The sequence below is a fragment of the Pseudomonas sp. R1-18 genome, assembly GCF_051132095.1.
Taxonomy (GTDB): domain Bacteria; phylum Pseudomonadota; class Gammaproteobacteria; order Pseudomonadales; family Pseudomonadaceae; genus Aquipseudomonas.
The window spans coordinates 2,622,698-2,637,585 of sequence record NZ_CP071658.1 but is presented as its reverse complement, the minus strand read 5'-3'; the positions used below and the strand labels follow the sequence as shown (position 1 = coordinate 2,637,585).

The 14,888-nt window shown below is 60.0% G+C and carries 17 protein-coding genes; 11 read left to right on the top strand and 6 right to left on the bottom strand.

Going from position 1 to position 14,888, the window contains the following annotated elements; all coding sequences use genetic code 11:
* The first annotated feature begins 173 nt into the window (after positions 1–173).
* Positions 174–665, top strand: coding sequence for a GNAT family N-acetyltransferase (locus J3P77_RS12220; protein WP_434681994.1), 492 nt, complete (start codon positions 174–176; stop codon positions 663–665).
* Positions 666–844: 179 nt separating this feature from the next.
* Here the strand turns inward: J3P77_RS12220 and J3P77_RS12215 are convergent, their stop codons facing one another.
* On the bottom strand, positions 845–1,018 hold the full coding sequence (locus tag J3P77_RS12215; protein ID WP_434676892.1) for a DUF6026 family protein: 174 nt from the start codon (positions 1,016–1,018) through the stop codon (positions 845–847).
* A 312-nt stretch (positions 1,019–1,330) separates the two neighbouring features.
* On the opposite strand from J3P77_RS12215, the gene gnd reads away from it, so the two are divergent.
* From gnd to J3P77_RS12200, 3 genes are read left to right on the top strand one after another with little or no spacing between them, the layout of a single operon-like run.
* On the top strand, positions 1,331–2,305 hold the full coding sequence (gene gnd, locus J3P77_RS12210) for a phosphogluconate dehydrogenase (NAD(+)-dependent, decarboxylating) (RefSeq protein WP_434676891.1): 975 nt from the start codon (positions 1,331–1,333) through the stop codon (positions 2,303–2,305).
* Entirely contained in the window at positions 2,305–3,837 is a 1,533-nt protein-coding gene (gene zwf, locus J3P77_RS12205) for a glucose-6-phosphate dehydrogenase (RefSeq protein WP_434676890.1), read from the top strand. The genes gnd and zwf overlap by 1 nt, the downstream gene beginning before the upstream one ends.
* Positions 3,830–4,651, top strand: coding sequence for an HAD family hydrolase (locus tag J3P77_RS12200; protein WP_434676889.1), 822 nt, complete (start codon positions 3,830–3,832; stop codon positions 4,649–4,651). Before zwf ends, J3P77_RS12200 begins: the two co-directional genes overlap by 8 nt.
* A gap of 25 nt (positions 4,652–4,676) precedes the next feature.
* Here the strand turns inward: J3P77_RS12200 and alkB are convergent, their stop codons facing one another.
* Genes alkB through J3P77_RS12185 form a run of 3 tightly spaced genes read right to left on the bottom strand, consistent with a single transcriptional unit; the run spans position 4,677 to position 5,893 of the window.
* Positions 4,677–5,336 (bottom strand): DNA oxidative demethylase AlkB, encoded by a 660-nt coding sequence (gene alkB, locus J3P77_RS12195; RefSeq protein ID WP_434681992.1) that lies wholly within the window; start codon positions 5,334–5,336, stop codon positions 4,677–4,679.
* Between the two features lie 54 nt (positions 5,337–5,390).
* Positions 5,391–5,573, bottom strand: coding sequence for a hypothetical protein (locus J3P77_RS12190; protein WP_434676888.1), 183 nt, complete (start codon positions 5,571–5,573; stop codon positions 5,391–5,393).
* Between the two features lie 14 nt (positions 5,574–5,587).
* Positions 5,588–5,893, bottom strand: a complete 306-nt coding sequence (locus J3P77_RS12185; RefSeq protein WP_434676887.1) for a DUF1883 domain-containing protein — start codon at positions 5,891–5,893, stop codon at positions 5,588–5,590.
* A gap of 165 nt (positions 5,894–6,058) precedes the next feature.
* On the opposite strand from J3P77_RS12185, the gene J3P77_RS12180 reads away from it, so the two are divergent.
* The gene (locus J3P77_RS12180; RefSeq protein WP_434676886.1) at positions 6,059–6,409 is read left to right on the top strand and encodes a hypothetical protein; all 351 of its coding nucleotides are present in this window, start codon (positions 6,059–6,061) and stop codon (positions 6,407–6,409) included.
* A gap of 37 nt (positions 6,410–6,446) precedes the next feature.
* Here the strand turns inward: J3P77_RS12180 and J3P77_RS12175 are convergent, their stop codons facing one another.
* Positions 6,447–6,731 carry a hypothetical protein gene (locus J3P77_RS12175; protein WP_434676885.1) on the bottom strand — a complete coding sequence of 95 codons (285 nt, stop codon included), beginning with the start codon at positions 6,729–6,731 and terminating at the stop codon, positions 6,447–6,449.
* Between the two features lie 176 nt (positions 6,732–6,907).
* Between J3P77_RS12175 and J3P77_RS12170 the strand changes: the two genes are divergently transcribed.
* From J3P77_RS12170 to J3P77_RS12155, 4 genes are all read left to right on the top strand, one after another.
* Positions 6,908–8,269 (top strand): UDP-glucose dehydrogenase family protein, encoded by a 1,362-nt coding sequence (locus J3P77_RS12170; protein WP_434676884.1) that lies wholly within the window; start codon positions 6,908–6,910, stop codon positions 8,267–8,269.
* Positions 8,270–8,313: 44 nt separating this feature from the next.
* Complete coding sequence (galU, locus tag J3P77_RS12165; protein WP_125829389.1) at positions 8,314–9,153, top strand: UTP--glucose-1-phosphate uridylyltransferase GalU; 840 nt, start codon at positions 8,314–8,316, stop codon at positions 9,151–9,153.
* Between the two features lie 102 nt (positions 9,154–9,255).
* Positions 9,256–10,614 (top strand): glutathione-disulfide reductase, encoded by a 1,359-nt coding sequence (gorA, locus tag J3P77_RS12160; RefSeq protein ID WP_434676883.1) that lies wholly within the window; start codon positions 9,256–9,258, stop codon positions 10,612–10,614.
* 65 nt (positions 10,615–10,679) lie between these two features.
* Positions 10,680–11,993: an ATP-binding protein gene (locus J3P77_RS12155; protein WP_434676882.1), complete on the top strand. Its 1,314-nt coding sequence runs from the start codon at positions 10,680–10,682 to the stop codon at positions 11,991–11,993.
* Positions 11,994–12,019: 26 nt separating this feature from the next.
* Here the strand turns inward: J3P77_RS12155 and J3P77_RS12150 are convergent, their stop codons facing one another.
* Positions 12,020–13,054 carry a DNA-binding protein gene (locus tag J3P77_RS12150; protein WP_434676881.1) on the bottom strand — a complete coding sequence of 345 codons (1,035 nt, stop codon included), beginning with the start codon at positions 13,052–13,054 and terminating at the stop codon, positions 12,020–12,022.
* Between the two features lie 179 nt (positions 13,055–13,233).
* On the opposite strand from J3P77_RS12150, the gene J3P77_RS12145 reads away from it, so the two are divergent.
* Positions 13,234–14,205 carry a site-specific integrase gene (locus J3P77_RS12145; protein ID WP_434676880.1) on the top strand — a complete coding sequence of 324 codons (972 nt, stop codon included), beginning with the start codon at positions 13,234–13,236 and terminating at the stop codon, positions 14,203–14,205.
* Between the two features lie 102 nt (positions 14,206–14,307).
* Positions 14,308–14,871 (top strand): alkyl hydroperoxide reductase subunit C, encoded by a 564-nt coding sequence (ahpC, locus tag J3P77_RS12140; protein WP_434676879.1) that lies wholly within the window; start codon positions 14,308–14,310, stop codon positions 14,869–14,871.
* Positions 14,872–14,888: the final 17 nt, after the last annotated feature.

Sequence of the window (14,888 nt, the reverse complement as noted above, 5' to 3'; positions counted from 1 at the left end):
TGTGCCTTTCCGTGGTGCGATATCCAGTGATCGCCCACTGTGCGTGGAAAAATCCTACAGCTGTACTGGCACATTTTGCAGCTGGGCACGATAGAATTGGCACCCTGGCCCGCATTCAGACCGAAGCGGGCGATATCGCATCAATCCGTATCGAAGCGTTAAAGAGGTTGGCAATGGAATCCCCAGAGGTACTGGTACTGCAGGCGAGCTACACCAATCCGGTGCATGCCGAAGCGATTGGATTCGTTCTGAATGAATACGCAATGGACGCGATGGGAGGTGGTGTACCGATCTCTGCCGATACTCGTGAACAACTGGCCATCGAACTGGGCAAGCGCCCGCACGCGTTCAGCGTACTGGCGTTCATCGCCGGGGAGCCGGTCGGGCTGGTCAACTGCTTTGAGGGATTTTCGACGTTTGCCTGCCGGCCACTGGTCAATATCCATGATGTGGTGGTGATCGCGCAGTTCCGCGGGCTGGGCATCAGCCAGAAGATGCTGGCCAAGGTCGAGGAGATTGCTCGTCAGCGCGGCTGCTGCAAGCTGACGCTTGAGGTGCTGGAAGGCAACGAAGTGGCGCAGGGGGCTTATCGCAAGCTGGGGTTCGACAACTATCAGCTCGATCCAGAGATGGGACGAGCGATGTTCTGGCAGAAAGCGCTCTGATCCAGGGCTGAATCCGGAGCTGATTTCTACGATTGATTTTGAGGACTGGCAACGGCCAGTCTTCAGGAGTGTTCCCGGCCTGGCTGTCTGAAGAAAAGTTGCTGGAAGGAATTGCTCCGGGCAAGCCTGCGATTCAGGCTCGCCGCGCTATCCTTTGTGGTCAGTTCTGCGCAGGCGGATCAGGCCTGCAGGGCAGTGCTCTGGCCGACGAGTTGCGCTTGCTGCAACATCATGCTCAGGTGTGCGACTTTGTGCTGCAGCTGCTCGCGTTCTTCTTTCAAGGCGCGCAGTTCGTCACGACGGATGGTTACGTACAGGGTTTGTGGTGCAAGTGCTGGAATTACAGTGCCCATTGCTCACCTCGCAAATGGCGGATTCAACCTCAGAGAGGCCCGTGGCAACGACGATCAGTCCCAGAATGTCCTTGCTTACCTCTCTATCGGCACAGATTCTGATTTCTTTTGCCCCGGATTGGAACTTTTTTATTTTTAATTGTCGCGAACGCTTCGCGATCACGACAAAATGCACCACCCGACCGCGCCCGCGTGGTCGTCTCGCCGTGTGCGGGAACCGATTTCGGCCTTTCTTGACTAACCTGCAAGCATTACCGCTTCGCTGCCGGTTTTTCAGGCAGGGCATCTTTTTACGAGTTTAGGAGCACCTTCATGCAACTTGGGATTGTTGGACTGGGCCGCATGGGCGGCAATATCGCACGGCGATTGATGCTCGATGGGCATACCACCGTGGTCTATGACCGCGACGAAGCATCGCGCAGCGCCCTGGCCAACGAAGGTTCGACGGCAGCCGAAGATCTGGCGGCGCTGGTCCAGGGGCTGGAGAAGCCCCGCGCAGTCTGGGTGATGCTGCCCGCTGGCGCGCCTACCGAGGACACCATCCAGGTGCTGAGCGATCTGCTCGATCCGGACGACGTGATCATCGATGGCGGCAACACGTTCTATAAGGACGACATCCGTCGCGCACAGGAGCTGACTGCCAAAGGTCTGCACTACGTCGACGTCGGTACGTCGGGCGGCGTCTGGGGTCTGGAACGCGGTTACTGCATGATGATCGGTGGCGAAGCCTCGGTCGTCGAGCGTCTGGACCCGCTGTTCGCCACACTGGCGCCGGGCATGGGCTCGATCGAGCGCACCCGTGGCCGCACTTCGGCCGATGATCGTGCCGAGCGCGGCTACATCCACGCGGGTCCCGCCGGCTCGGGCCACTACGTGAAGATGATCCATAACGGCATCGAGTACGGGATGATGCAGGCCTTTGCCGAAGGTTTCGATCTGCTCAAGCAGAAGAATTCCGAACACCTGCCCGCCGATCAGCGTTTCGACCTCAATACGGCCGATATCGCTGAGGTCTGGCGTCGTGGCAGCGTCGTGTCGTCCTGGCTGCTTGACCTGACTGCCGAAGCGCTGGCCACCGATCCGCAACTGGATGCATTTTCCGGCTCCGTGGCCGACAGCGGCGAAGGCCGTTGGACCATCGAGGCCGCCATCGAACAGGCCGTTCCGGTTCCTGTCCTGTCGAGCGCACTGTTCGCACGCTTCCGTTCCCGTCAGACCAGCTCCTACGCGGACAAGATGCTGTCGGCGATGCGTTTCGGCTTCGGTGGTCACAAGGAACCCAAGTAATGGAACTGGGGCGCGGAGCAACCGAGCAAACGCCTGAGGTGGCACCCGCCGCGACGCTGTTCCTGTTCGGGGCGCATGGCGATCTGGTCAAGCGCCTGTTAATGCCCGCGCTCTATAACCTGGCCCGCGACGGGCTGGTCGACGACGGTCTGCACATCGTCGGCGTCGACCACAACCCGATCAGCGATGCGGACTTTGCAAAAAAACTGGAGGACTTCATCCGTCAGGAAGCCGCCAGCAAGGTCGCCGACAGCGGCAAGGAGCCGCTGGACCCTGTGCTTTGGGGGAAGCTGGCCAGTCGCATCAGTTATGTGCAGGGCGATTTTCTCGATGACTCCACCTACGAGGCTATCGCCCGCAAGATCGACAGTACCGGCACGGGCAATGCAGTGTTCTACCTGGCCACGGCGCCGCGCTTCTTCAGTGAAGTCGCGACGCGGCTGGGAGCTGCCGGGCTGATGCAGGAAGCCGAGGGCGAGTTTCGCCGGCTGGTGATCGAGAAACCCTTCGGTTCCGATCTGGCCAGCGCGATGTCGCTCAACGCCTGCCTGCTCAAGGTCATGAGTGAAAACCAGATTTATCGGATCGATCATTACCTGGGCAAGGAAACCGTGCAGAACATTCTGGTCAGTCGGTTCTCCAACGGGCTGTTCGAGTCGTTCTGGAACAATCATTACATCGATCATGTGCAGATCACTGCTGCCGAAACCGTGGGCGTCGAAACCCGCGGCAGTTTTTACGAGAACACCGGGGCACTGCGTGACATGGTGCCCAACCATCTTTTTCAGCTTCTGGCGATGGTTGCCATGGAGCCACCCGCAGCGTTCGGTGCCGACGCCGTGCGTAGCGAGAAAGCCAAGGTCATAGGTGCCATTCGCCCCTGGAGCGAAATGGAGGCTTTGGCCAATTCGGTTCGCGGGCAATATGAAACCGGTCTGGTGAATGGCAAGCCAGTGCCTGGCTATCGTCAGGAAGAACGTGTCGCTGCCGACAGCAGCACCGAAACCTTCGTCGCCCTCAAGGTGATGATCGATAACTGGCGCTGGGTCGGAGTGCCGTTTTACCTGCGTACGGGCAAGCGGATGACCGCTCGCAGCACGGAAATCGCCATCTGCTTCAAGCCCGCGCCCTATGCGCAGTTCCGTGATACCGCGGTCGACCGCCTCAAGCCGAACTTCTTGCGTATTCAGATCCAGCCCAACGAAGGCATGTGGTTCGATCTTTTCGCCAAGAGGCCCGGTCCGACGCTGGAAATGGAAGACATCGAGCTGGGTTTTGCTTACCGGGATTTCTTCGAAATGCAGCCGTCCACCGGGTACGAGACGTTGATCTACGACTGCCTGACCGGTGACCAGACGCTGTTCCAGCGCGCGGACAACATCGAGAACGGCTGGCGCGTAGTGCAGCCGTTTCTGGACGCCTGGGCAAAAAGTCCCGAGCTGCACCTGTATCGCGCCGGCGAGAACGGTCCGGCGGCGGTCGACGACCTGCTTGATCGCGATGATCGTGAGTGGCGCCAGATTGATGTGTGATTCGACGTTGCCCGCCATCAGGTTTCTGCTTTCGGACATCGACGGCACATTGCTGCGCCCTGACCACAGCCTGTCACAGGCGACGATCGAGGCCGTACGGCGTCTGCGCGAGGCCGGCGTTCAGTTCACCCTGGCCAGTAGTCGCCCGCCGCGCGCCATGCGCCAGGTGAGCGAGGCGCTGGGTATCGAGTTGCCAACCGTGGCGTTCAATGGTGGCACCATCACGCATGCCGATGGCCGTCTGCTGGCCGCGCACCGTATTCCTGAACCCACGGTGCGTACCTGTCTTGAGCTGTTTGCGGCGCAGGACGTTTCAATCTGGGTGTTCGCTGATGACGAGTGGCTACTGCAGGATCCTGACGGAGCCTATGTCGGTCATGAGAGGGACGCGCTCGGCTACGAGCCGGTTCTGGTCGACAGTTTCGAGCCATGGCTGGATCGGGTCGACAAGATCGTGGCCTCCAGCGCGGATTTCGATCTGCTCAAGGCTCTGGAAGTCCGCCTGAATCCGCTTATTGCTGGCGCTGCCCTGGCGGCGCGTTCGCAGGCCTATTACCTGGACGTTACTGCGCTTGCGGCCAACAAGGGCTCGGCGCTGGTCGCACTGGCCGAATACCTTGGCGTGCCGCTCGCGCAGACAGCGGCCATCGGCGATGGCGGCAATGATGTGGCGATGTTCCGTAAGGCCGGGCTTTCGATTGCGATGGGTCAGGCAGAAACCGGCGTCGCCAGCCAGGCGGACAGGGTAACGGACAGCAACGAGCAGGACGGCGTAGCCCGCGCCATCGAACGCTTCATATTGTCAGCCAGCTGACAGCTGCAACTCTGATGGACCGAGATCAACCGGCCTTGCGAAATGTCAGGTTGATACGCTGTGCGCCCAGCAAAGGATGAATGGCGGGCTTGACCGGCAGAATCCCGTGAAAGCGCAGCCGGTCTTCCGCGCCCCAGATCACGACGTCGCCGTGGAACAGCGGAACGCGTTGCGGTCGGTCACTGCGCAGCATTCCTCCGAACTGAAATATGGCTGGAATTCCCAGCGATACCGAAACCACGGGCGCGCCGTGATCGCGCTCGTCCTTGTCCCGATGCAGCGACATCCGGGCACCCGGCACATATCGGTTGATCAGGCACGCATCGGGCTCGAATCGCTCGAAACCGGCGGCAGCGGCCGCACTGCGGGCCAGTTCCCGGCATACATCGGGCATCGCCGGCCAGGGCGCTTCGGTTTGCGGGTCGATTGCGCTGTACCGGTAACCGGTGCGGTCGGTAACCCAACCCAGCGTGCCGCAACTGCTCATGGCCGCCGACATGACGAAACCGCCAGGCGTCTGCATCTGTCGCAGCGGCGCCTGGGCGATCACGGTCTGCAGTGCGGTCCACAAGCGGGTCGCATGTTGCAATGCAAAGCCTCGCAACAGCATCGATCCCGGACCGAGCCGTTCGCTGGCCGGGAGCGTGGGCTCGTGATCGGCAAACAGATCGAAGGTAGCGCAAATGGGATTGTGGTTGCATGCTCACACCGGACGGCTGCTAGGGTTAGGCTGTCGGGCTCAAAGCGCCTTGCTGACTTTGACGTCGGTGATCTGATCGCCGCTTTGATCGTGCATCTTTTCCAGTGCAGCGCGGGCTTCGTCGATCGAGGCCGATTGCAGGTTCGCGAACTCAAAGCGTCGTTCGCCGTTGAGTTTATAGCTGACGGCGTATTTGGTGGTGCGTGGGGCAGGGTTGTTCACAAAAACTCCTTTAATCAACGCAGTCGCGATGAAGAGCGGCGGACGATCTTGATCGAATGAGTGAAGGGCGGTTTTCTGCTGGGGCTGGCGTCGGGCTTACGGCCGCTGGTGTCGATGGTGATATTCCAGAATCCGGTGCTGGGCACGGCGATCTTGGCCGGGAACCGGTCAAACGCGCCGCCGTGGTAAGTGTGGCGACCACCATTTTTGAAGCTGCGAAAATTCGCGTCGTTCATGAGGCGAATGTTGCAGGTCTGTGAGCATTCGATGACGACCAGATCGTCCTCGTTCAGGTGCTCACGCTGGTGTACAAACTTCATGGGTGTCTCCGAAACGGCAGTTTTCTTAAAAATCAAAACGATAGCACGCGGTGCGCTGCAATAGCCGCCGATGCGGCATTAAATGCGGGATTTCACGCAAAATTCAGCCGCAGAGGGATTTAATCACCCCACTGCTTGTCGTAGCACCTTTATCTGGAGGATTGTATGAAACTGCCTGTTGTAATCCTGGCCCTGGCGATGACCGGCTGTGCGACCGTCTCGGATATCGAACGTACCCCGGAAACCATGAGCGTGATTTCAGGCAAGAATCCGCGGGAATACGCCGACTGCTTCGCCAGCAAGATCAGCAGCAGTCGGGATCAGCCGCTGACAGAGACGCGCCACGACGGGCTGCGTCTGATCGTGGCGCAAAAATTCAGCGATGCGCCAGCGGCGGTGGTGGACATCGAAAGCCGATCCGGCGGCAGCGCTATCAAGGTCTATGAGCGGCTGTCCAATCTGCCGATCCGTTTTCGCGATGTCCAGCACGCAGCGGAAGCCTGTATTTCTGGCTGATCACGGTTGAGGCCAGTGACGCAAGCGGGTGATCGTCTCAGGATTTGCAGACCACCAGTACGTTACGGCTCTTGTAGTTGCCGACATCCACGCCCAACGTCTTTTCGCTCTCGGCGGGCTGCGGCGTGCCATCCGTGCCGACGATTTCGTAGCCGGTGCCCGCACACGAAGCATCGGCTTTTTCATAGCAGCCGGCCCATGACATGGCTTCGCCCGAGCAGTCGATGTTCAGGGCCTGCTGGCCGTTTTTCAGGTAGGTGTTGGAGGCCGTGGCGCAGCCGGTCAGGCCCAGTACTGCAATGAGAGATAAAAGTCTGATCATAGGGTTCGCTTCAAAAGGCCGTGTGGTTGACGTGTAACGGCTTGGACTGGTCGCAGGTGCCATCGTTCCGCCATGTCTGCATCATATTCGCCCGTCATGGCTTTGTCGTGCTCGCGTCATGTGTCTGCAATCACCCTGAGTTGCAATCGATGCATATTCAGGGCGAGGGTCGGCACATGCGGCTTTGCATAATCGGGGCGGGCTACGTAGGGCTCGTGGCGGCGGCGTGCTTCGCCGAGATGGGCAACCGGGTAATCTGCGTCGAGGCCGCCGCGCAGCGCATGGCGGCCTTGCGTCGGGGCCAGTGTCCGATCTACGAGCCAGGCCTTGAGTCGATGCTCAGGGAGCATCAGTCCAGCGGACTGCTGTCGTTCACGTCCAGTCTGGCCTTGGGAGTGAGTGGCGCGGATGTCATCTTTATCGCGGTGGGGACGCCAAGCGATGAAGATGGCTCTGCCGATGTTTCCCACGTCATGACCGTCGCCGATCAACTCGGCCAGTGCCTGGGCAGGCCTTGCCTGGTGGTCAACAAATCCACCGTACCGGTCGGCACCGCCGAACAGGTGTCCAGGCGCATCAACGGTCACCTGCTGCGTCGCGGCCTCAAGCACAAGGTCACTGTGGCGAGCAATCCGGAGTTTCTCAAGGAGGGCGCGGCGATTGAAGATTTCATGCGCCCTGACCGGGTCATCCTCGGTTGCGCCGAACCGGAATCGGCCGAGCTGCTGCAACGTCTTTATGCGCCGTTCCTGCGCAACCGGGAGCGCGCGATGGTGATGGATGTGCGTGCGGCCGAGTTCAGCAAATACGCAGCCAACGCGTTTCTCGCGACCAGGATTTCCTTCATTAATGAGTTGGCTGGTCTGTGCGCGCATCTTGGCGTGGACATCGAGCAGGTGCGGCGCGGCATCGGCAGCGACAAGCGCATCGGCACTCATTTTATCTACGCCGGCTGTGGCTACGGCGGCTCCTGCTTCCCCAAGGATGTCCGCGCCCTGATTCGCACCGCTGAACAGCAGGGCTTCGAACCGCAGATTCTGCGTGCGGTGCAAGCGCGCAACGCGACTCAGAAAACCCTGCTGTTCGAAGCGCTGGTGCAGCACTTCGGCGGGTATTTGCAGGGCCGGGTCGTGGCGCTCTGGGGGTTGGCGTTCAAGCCGGGCACCGACGATATCCGTGAGGCGCCGAGCCTGGTGTTGATCGACGCACTGCTGGCTGCGGGCATCAGGATCCAGGCGACCGATCCGGCGGCCATGGGCGCAGTGGCCGCGCTTTATTCCGACGCGGTTCGCAGTGGTCAGCTACGCTTGTGCGAATCATTGTACAGCTGTGCCGAAGGCGCCGACGCAGTGGTCCTGTTGACTGAGTGGAAGCAGTTTCGCCAGCCGGATTTCGTTCGGGTTCGTGGCTCGATGCGCATGCCCGTGCTGTTCGATGGTCGCAATATCTATGATTGTGCGGAACTATCCGCGCAAGGCTTCCTCTATCATGGCATCGGCCGGCCAACGGCGGGGCATTGTAAGGTGACCGCCGCCTGATTAGACTGCGCCGCTAATGCCCATAGCCCTTAACAAGGACCTTTATGATCAAGAAATGCTTGTTCCCTGCAGCCGGTTACGGCACTCGCTTTTTGCCAGCGACCAAGGCCATGCCAAAGGAAATGCTGCCGGTGGTCAACAAGCCGTTGATCCAGTACGGTGTGGAAGAGGCGCTTGCGGCTGGTTTGAGTGAGATTTCCATTGTTACCGGTCGCGGTAAGCGTGCTCTGGAAGACCACTTCGACATCAGCTACGAGCTGGAACACCAGATCAAGGGCACGGACAAGGAAAAATACCTGGTCGGCATTCGCAAGCTGATCGACGAGTGCAGCTTCTCCTATACCCGCCAGACCGAAATGAAGGGCCTTGGCCACGCGATCCTCAGCGGCCGCCCGCTGATTGGTAAAGAAGCGTTCGCCGTGGTGCTCGCGGATGACCTGTGCGTCAATCTGGAAGGTGACGGCGTGCTGGCTCAGATGGTCAAGCTGCACAACCATTACGGTTGCTCGATCATCGCGATTCAGGAAGTCGACCCGCAAGAAACCAACAAGTACGGTGTGATCGCCGGTGACGAGATCAAGCCTGGCCTGTTCCGCGTGACCGACATGGTCGAGAAGCCAAAGCCGGAAGACGCGCCATCGAACATGGCAATCATCGGCCGCTACATCTTGACTCCGGACATCTTCGAGAAGATCGAACAGACCGAGCCGGGCAAGGGTGGCGAGATCCAGATCACCGACGCATTGATGAAGCAGGCTGCCGAAGGCAACGTATTGGCGTACAAATTCCAGGGCCAGCGTTTCGACTGCGGCGGCGCGGAAGGCTACATCGAAGCAACCAACTTCTGCTTCGAGCACTTCTACAAGACCGGCAAAGCGTACTGATTCTACGTCCGCGCAATGTCTGACAAAGCCACCTTCGGGTGGCTTTGTCGTTTCTGACTGGTCGCGGAGCGGTTATGCTGTGCGCCTGCTGAGGAGGCAACGATGGCTTTCGATTTTGATCTGTTTGTAATTGGCGCTGGTTCCGGCGGAGTCCGGGCGGCGCGCTTCGCGGCGGGCTTCGGCGCGCGAGTGGCCGTGGCCGAGAGCCGCTATCTGGGCGGCACCTGCGTCAACGTTGGCTGTGTGCCCAAGAAGCTGCTGGTTTACGGCGCGCATTTCTCTGAGGATTTCGAGCATGCCAAGGGGTTCGGCTGGTCAATGGGCGAGGCTGACTTCGACTGGTCCACGCTGATCGCCAACAAGGACCGCGAAATCCAGCGCCTCAATGGCATCTACCGCAATCTGCTGGTCAACAGTGGCGTCACGCTGCTTGAAGGGCATGCTCGGCTGTCAGGGCCCCAGCAGGTCGAGATCAACGGTCAGACTTACAGCGCCGAGCGCATCCTGATCGCTACAGGAGGCTGGCCGCAGGTTCCCGAGATTCCGGGGCGCGAACACGCCATTACCTCCAACGAGGCCTTTTACCTGAAGGATCTGCCCAAGCGCGTCGTCGTAGTGGGCGGAGGCTACATTGCTGTCGAGTTCGCCTCGATCTTCAACGGCCTGGGTGCAGACACCTCGCTGCTTTATCGCGGTGAGCTGTTCCTGCGCGGGTTCGACGACAGCGTGCGGACCCATCTGCATCAAGAGCTGCTCAAGCGACACATGAACATCCAGTTCGGCAGCGATATCGAGCGCATCGACAAGCAGCCCGACGGGAGCTTGCAGGTCACGCTGCTGGACGGTCGAATTCTGGAGGCCGACTGCGTGTTCTACGCAACCGGGCGGCGTCCGATGCTCGACAACCTGGGACTGGAAACGGTTGACGTCAAGCTGGACGAGCGCGGCTTCATCGAGGTCGACGAGCAGTACCAGAGCAGCGAGCCGTCGATTCTGGCGATTGGCGATGTCATTGGCGGCGTGCAACTGACTCCGGTAGCGTTGGCCGAAGGGATGGCGGTTGCGCGTCGTCTGTTCAAGCCCGAGCAATACCGCCCCGTGGACTACAACCATATTCCGACTGCCGTGTTCAGCCTGCCCAATATCGGCACGGTCGGCCTGTCCGAGCAAGCTGCTATCGAAGCCGGACATCGGGTCACGATTTTCGAGAGCCGTTTCCGGCCCATGAAACTGACGCTGACTGACGATCAGGAGCGCACGCTCATGAAGCTGGTGGTTGACGCCGACAGCGATCAGGTTCTGGGCTGCCACATGGTGGGTCCGGATGCCGGGGAAATCGTTCAGAGCCTCGCCATTGCCATCAAGGCTGGCGCGACCAAGCAGATATTCGATGACACCATCGGGGTTCACCCAACAGCTGCGGAAGAGTTTGTAACCATGCGCACCCCCGTCGAGCGTTGAGCGACTGATGCAAACCCGGCACTCAGGAAGAGTGCCGGTCAACACGTAGCACAAGGAAGGACCCCATGTTCAATCGCAACAATCCGGCACCTGTGACCTTCGACGCAGCGCAGGACGCCGCCGCTTTCCTTCGTCAGTTCAATCAGCTGCGCGAAAGCGAGCGCCATTTTCGGACATTGGCTGACAACATGAGCCAGCTGGCCTGGACGGCGGATCCGCGCGGCAGCGTGCAGTGGTACAACCAGCGCTGGAGCACTTACACCGGGGCCTCGACCGAGGCAATGCATGCGCTGGGCTGGCGCTCTGTGCTACATCCGGCACACCGCGAGCGTGTCGTCGCGCGCCTGCAGCACTGTCTTGCCACCGGTTCGATCTGGGAAGACACCTTCCCGATGCGCCGCAAGGATGGCGCTTACAACTGGTTCCTGTCCCGCGCCTTGCCGATTCGCGACCATCAGGGTCACATCACCCACTGGCTCGGCACTCACACCGATATCACCGCGCAAGTGAACGCCGAAGAAGCCCTGCGTGAACTCAATGAAAGTCTGGAGTTGCGGGTTGCCGAACGCACTCGCGAGCTGGCGGCCGCCAACCAGCTGCTGCAGATCGAGATCGCCGAGCGCGCGCAGGCCGAAGAGGTGCTGCGCCATGCGCAGAAGATGGACGCCATTGGCCAGCTCACCGGCGGCATAGCCCACGATTTCAATAACATGTTATCTGGCGTGCTCGGTGCTCTGGATCTGATAAAGCGGCGGATAGCATCCGGTCGCGCCAACGAAATCGGTCGCTACATCGAAGCGGCCGTCACTTCGGCGAATCGCGCCGCCGCGTTGACCCATCGGCTGCTGACCTTTGCCCGGCGCCATCCCTTGAGTTCGAGTCCGGTGGACGTCAATCGCATGGTGAGGTCTATGCAGGAACTACTGCGTCAGACCTGTGCCGAGCGTGCCGAGCTGGACCTTCAGCTGGAGGAACGTCTGCCGATCATTCGGACCGATGAGCACCAGCTGGAAAATGCCTTGTTGAATCTGGTGATCAACGCGCGCGACGCGGTGGCTGCGGGCGGGCGGATAACGGTCCGCAGTCACCTTTCGGAGTTTGCTCAGCAGCAGGGACATGTCGCGCCGGGAAGCTACGTGCAGTTGAGCGTCACTGACAACGGATGCGGCATACCGGCCAAGGTGATTGACCAGGTGTTCGATCCATTTTTCACGACCAAACCGGTGGGTCAGGGCACGGGGCTTGGGCTATCGATGGTCTACGGTTTCGTCAAACAGGCGGGCGGCCATGTGCTGATCGAGAGCGTGGAAGGCGAGGGCACCTGCATTCGCCTTTACCTGCGCTGCCCGCTTGAGTCGAATGAGGTCGGGCGCGCCTGACCGGCGCTGCTGTATCGACGCCATGATCAGGATTTGCGTTTTCCCGGCCTGGTCGCTCCGGCCGGCTGGCTGGCTAGACCAGACTGGCTTGGCTCGGGCGCCTCCACCGGCTTCTGCAATGCCTCCAGCGCGACTTCCTTTTTGATCAGCAGCAGTTCCAGCATCCGGTTCTGCTGCTGTTCTTCGATGACAGTCTTCTTGAGGGTGGCGCTTTCATCCAGCGCCGCGCGCAGCCGTTCTTCGAGCAGGGCGGATTGCGTCTGGGAGTGCTGCTGCTGTCGAGTCGCCTCGCTGGCATCTGTCGTCGCTTTGTTCAGCAGTTCTTTCTGCGCTTTCAGTTCGCGCTGGAAGGCCCGGCTTTCCGCCAACAGTCGCTCGTTGTCGCGGTTCAGTTGGGTGATGTCTTCACGACTGATCATCAGACTTTGCTGTGCCTGACGCAGCTCCATCTGCAACTGCTGAACCTGACCCTCGTGGCGGCGCTGTTCCTGATCCCGCTGATCCTTGATGGAATTACGGTAGTGCTCCAGCGCTTCCCGGGCATGCTGGTGCTTATCTTCAAGTGAGCGGATCTGCTCCGCCTTGTCCGCAAGCCGCGTCTCCAGATCCTGATTCGCCTGAGCCAGCCGCACATTGTCGGTCTGCTCCCTGGCCAGCGTCTGCTCGGTATACAGCAGCGTGGCCGCTTGCTGCTCCAGTGTCTGATTCAAGGTTTCAAGACGAGCCTGTTGTTCTGCGGCGTGTCGCTGGGTGGCGGTCAGCTCCAGGTGCAGTTTTTCCAGTGCGGCATTGTGCGCAACCTGCGCCTGGTCGACGCGTTCATCAGCCTGCTCATTGAGGCGCTGAGCGAGGCGAGCGACCAGCTCGGCCAGCTCGTCGTTGATCGAGGGTGGCGTGAGGTCACCTTGATCGAGTTCTTTGAGATAGCGATGGATCGTGGTTTTAGAGCCGGTATTGCCCATCTCAATACGTACTGCGTCGATGCTCGGGTGCTCGCCCCGAGCTAATAGCGCATTGCGTGCTTTGAGCACCACTGCCTTGTTAACGCCGCCCCGAGCCATGCCATCTCCTACGATTTCATACTGTGGTATGTACTCTGTAATTACATACTATTTCGCGTGCATGTATCGAGCTTTATTTTGGATTATCTGACGCGGGGTATTGGCGTATTATCCCGTGTCAGAGGGCGGGCCCATGCTCGGAGCCCGTAAAACCGGTACGGCAACAGGTCAACACCCCCATGAACGACGTGGATCGCTACATTGATGCAGCAACGCGTGACAACACGCGACGCAGCTACCGCGCGGCCGTCGAGCATTTCGAAGTGACGTGGGGCGGTTTTCTGCCCGCAACGGGCGAGAGCGTTGCCCGTTATCTGGCGCATTACGCCGGCAGCCTTTCGGTCAATACGTTGAAGCTACGGCTGTCCGCACTCGCGCAGTGGCATGCCAGCCAGGGCTTTGTCGACCCGACCAAGGCGCCCATGGTGCGCAAGGTGCTCAAGGGCATCCGGGCATTGCATCCCGCTCAAGAGAAACAGGCCGAGCCCTTGCAGTTGCTGGATCTTGAACGGGTGATTGCGTCGCTGAATGTTGAAGCAGCTGAGGCGCTGGCGCGCCAGGATCATGCGCGGCTGCTGCGTTGCCGTCGCGACAGCGCACTTATCCTGCTGGGGTTCTGGCGTGGGTTCCGCAGCGACGAGCTGTGTCGCTTGCAGGTGCAGGACGTCAAGGCGGTGGCCAATTCCGGGATCAGCCTGTATCTGCCGCGCAGCAAGGGTGACCGTGACAATCTGGGCAGGACCTTTCAGACGCCGGCGTTGCAGCGGCTATGCCCGGTGCAGGCCTATATCGAGTGGACAGATTGCTCGGCGCTGGTCCAAGGGCCGGTGTTCCGTGCCATCGACCGCTGGGGCAATCTCAAGGAGGAGGGGCTGCACGCCAACAGCGTCATTCCGCTGCTGCGTCAGGCGCTGGAGCGCGCGGGCATCGCCGCCGAGGGCTACACCAGCCACTCGCTGCGGCGTGGTTTTGCCAGCTGGGCGCACGGCAGTGGCTGGGACATAAAGTCGCTGATGACGTACGTGGGCTGGAAGGACATGAAGTCCGCGATGCGTTACATTGACGCCTCGCCGTTCCACGGCGCTGTCGCCGGGCCGGAGAACCGGTCCGGCGGCCTGAAGATTCCTTCTATTGATAAGCTTGTGCCATAGGCAAAAGCGATCAGTGACATGAGGTTTGCCAATGAGCGAATGTCATCGATCATGCGTAAGCTTCACTCCATCGAATTTCACAACCCATCAGGAGATATACCGATGCCTATCATCAACAGCCAAGTAAAACCGTTCAAGGCAACCGCATTCAAGAACGGCGCTTTCGTTGACGTTTCGGAAGCTGACTTCAAAGGCAAGTGGTCTGTCGTATTCTTCTACCCAGCCGACTTCACCTTTGTCTGCCCTACCGAACTGGAAGACCTGGCTGACAACTACGAAGCGTTCCAGAAGCTGGGCGTTGAAATCTACAGCGTTTCGACCGACACCCACTTCGCACACGCTGCCTGGCACAACACTTCGCCAGCCATTGGCAAGATCCAGTACACCATGATCGGCGACCCGACTCTGACTATCTCCCGCAACTTCGACGTGCTGATCGAAGAAGCTGGTCTGGCAGACCGTGGCACCTTCGTCATCAACCCTGAAGGTCAGATCAAGATCGTTGAACTGAACGACGGCGGTGTTGGCCGTGACGCTTCCGAGCTGCTGCGCAAGATCAAGGCAGCTCAGTACGTTGCTGCTCACCCGGGCGAAGTCTGCCCAGCCAAGTGGAAAGAAGGCGAGGCCACTCTGGCTCCGTCCCTGGACCTGGTCGGCAAGATCTGAGTCGCATGAAACGGCTG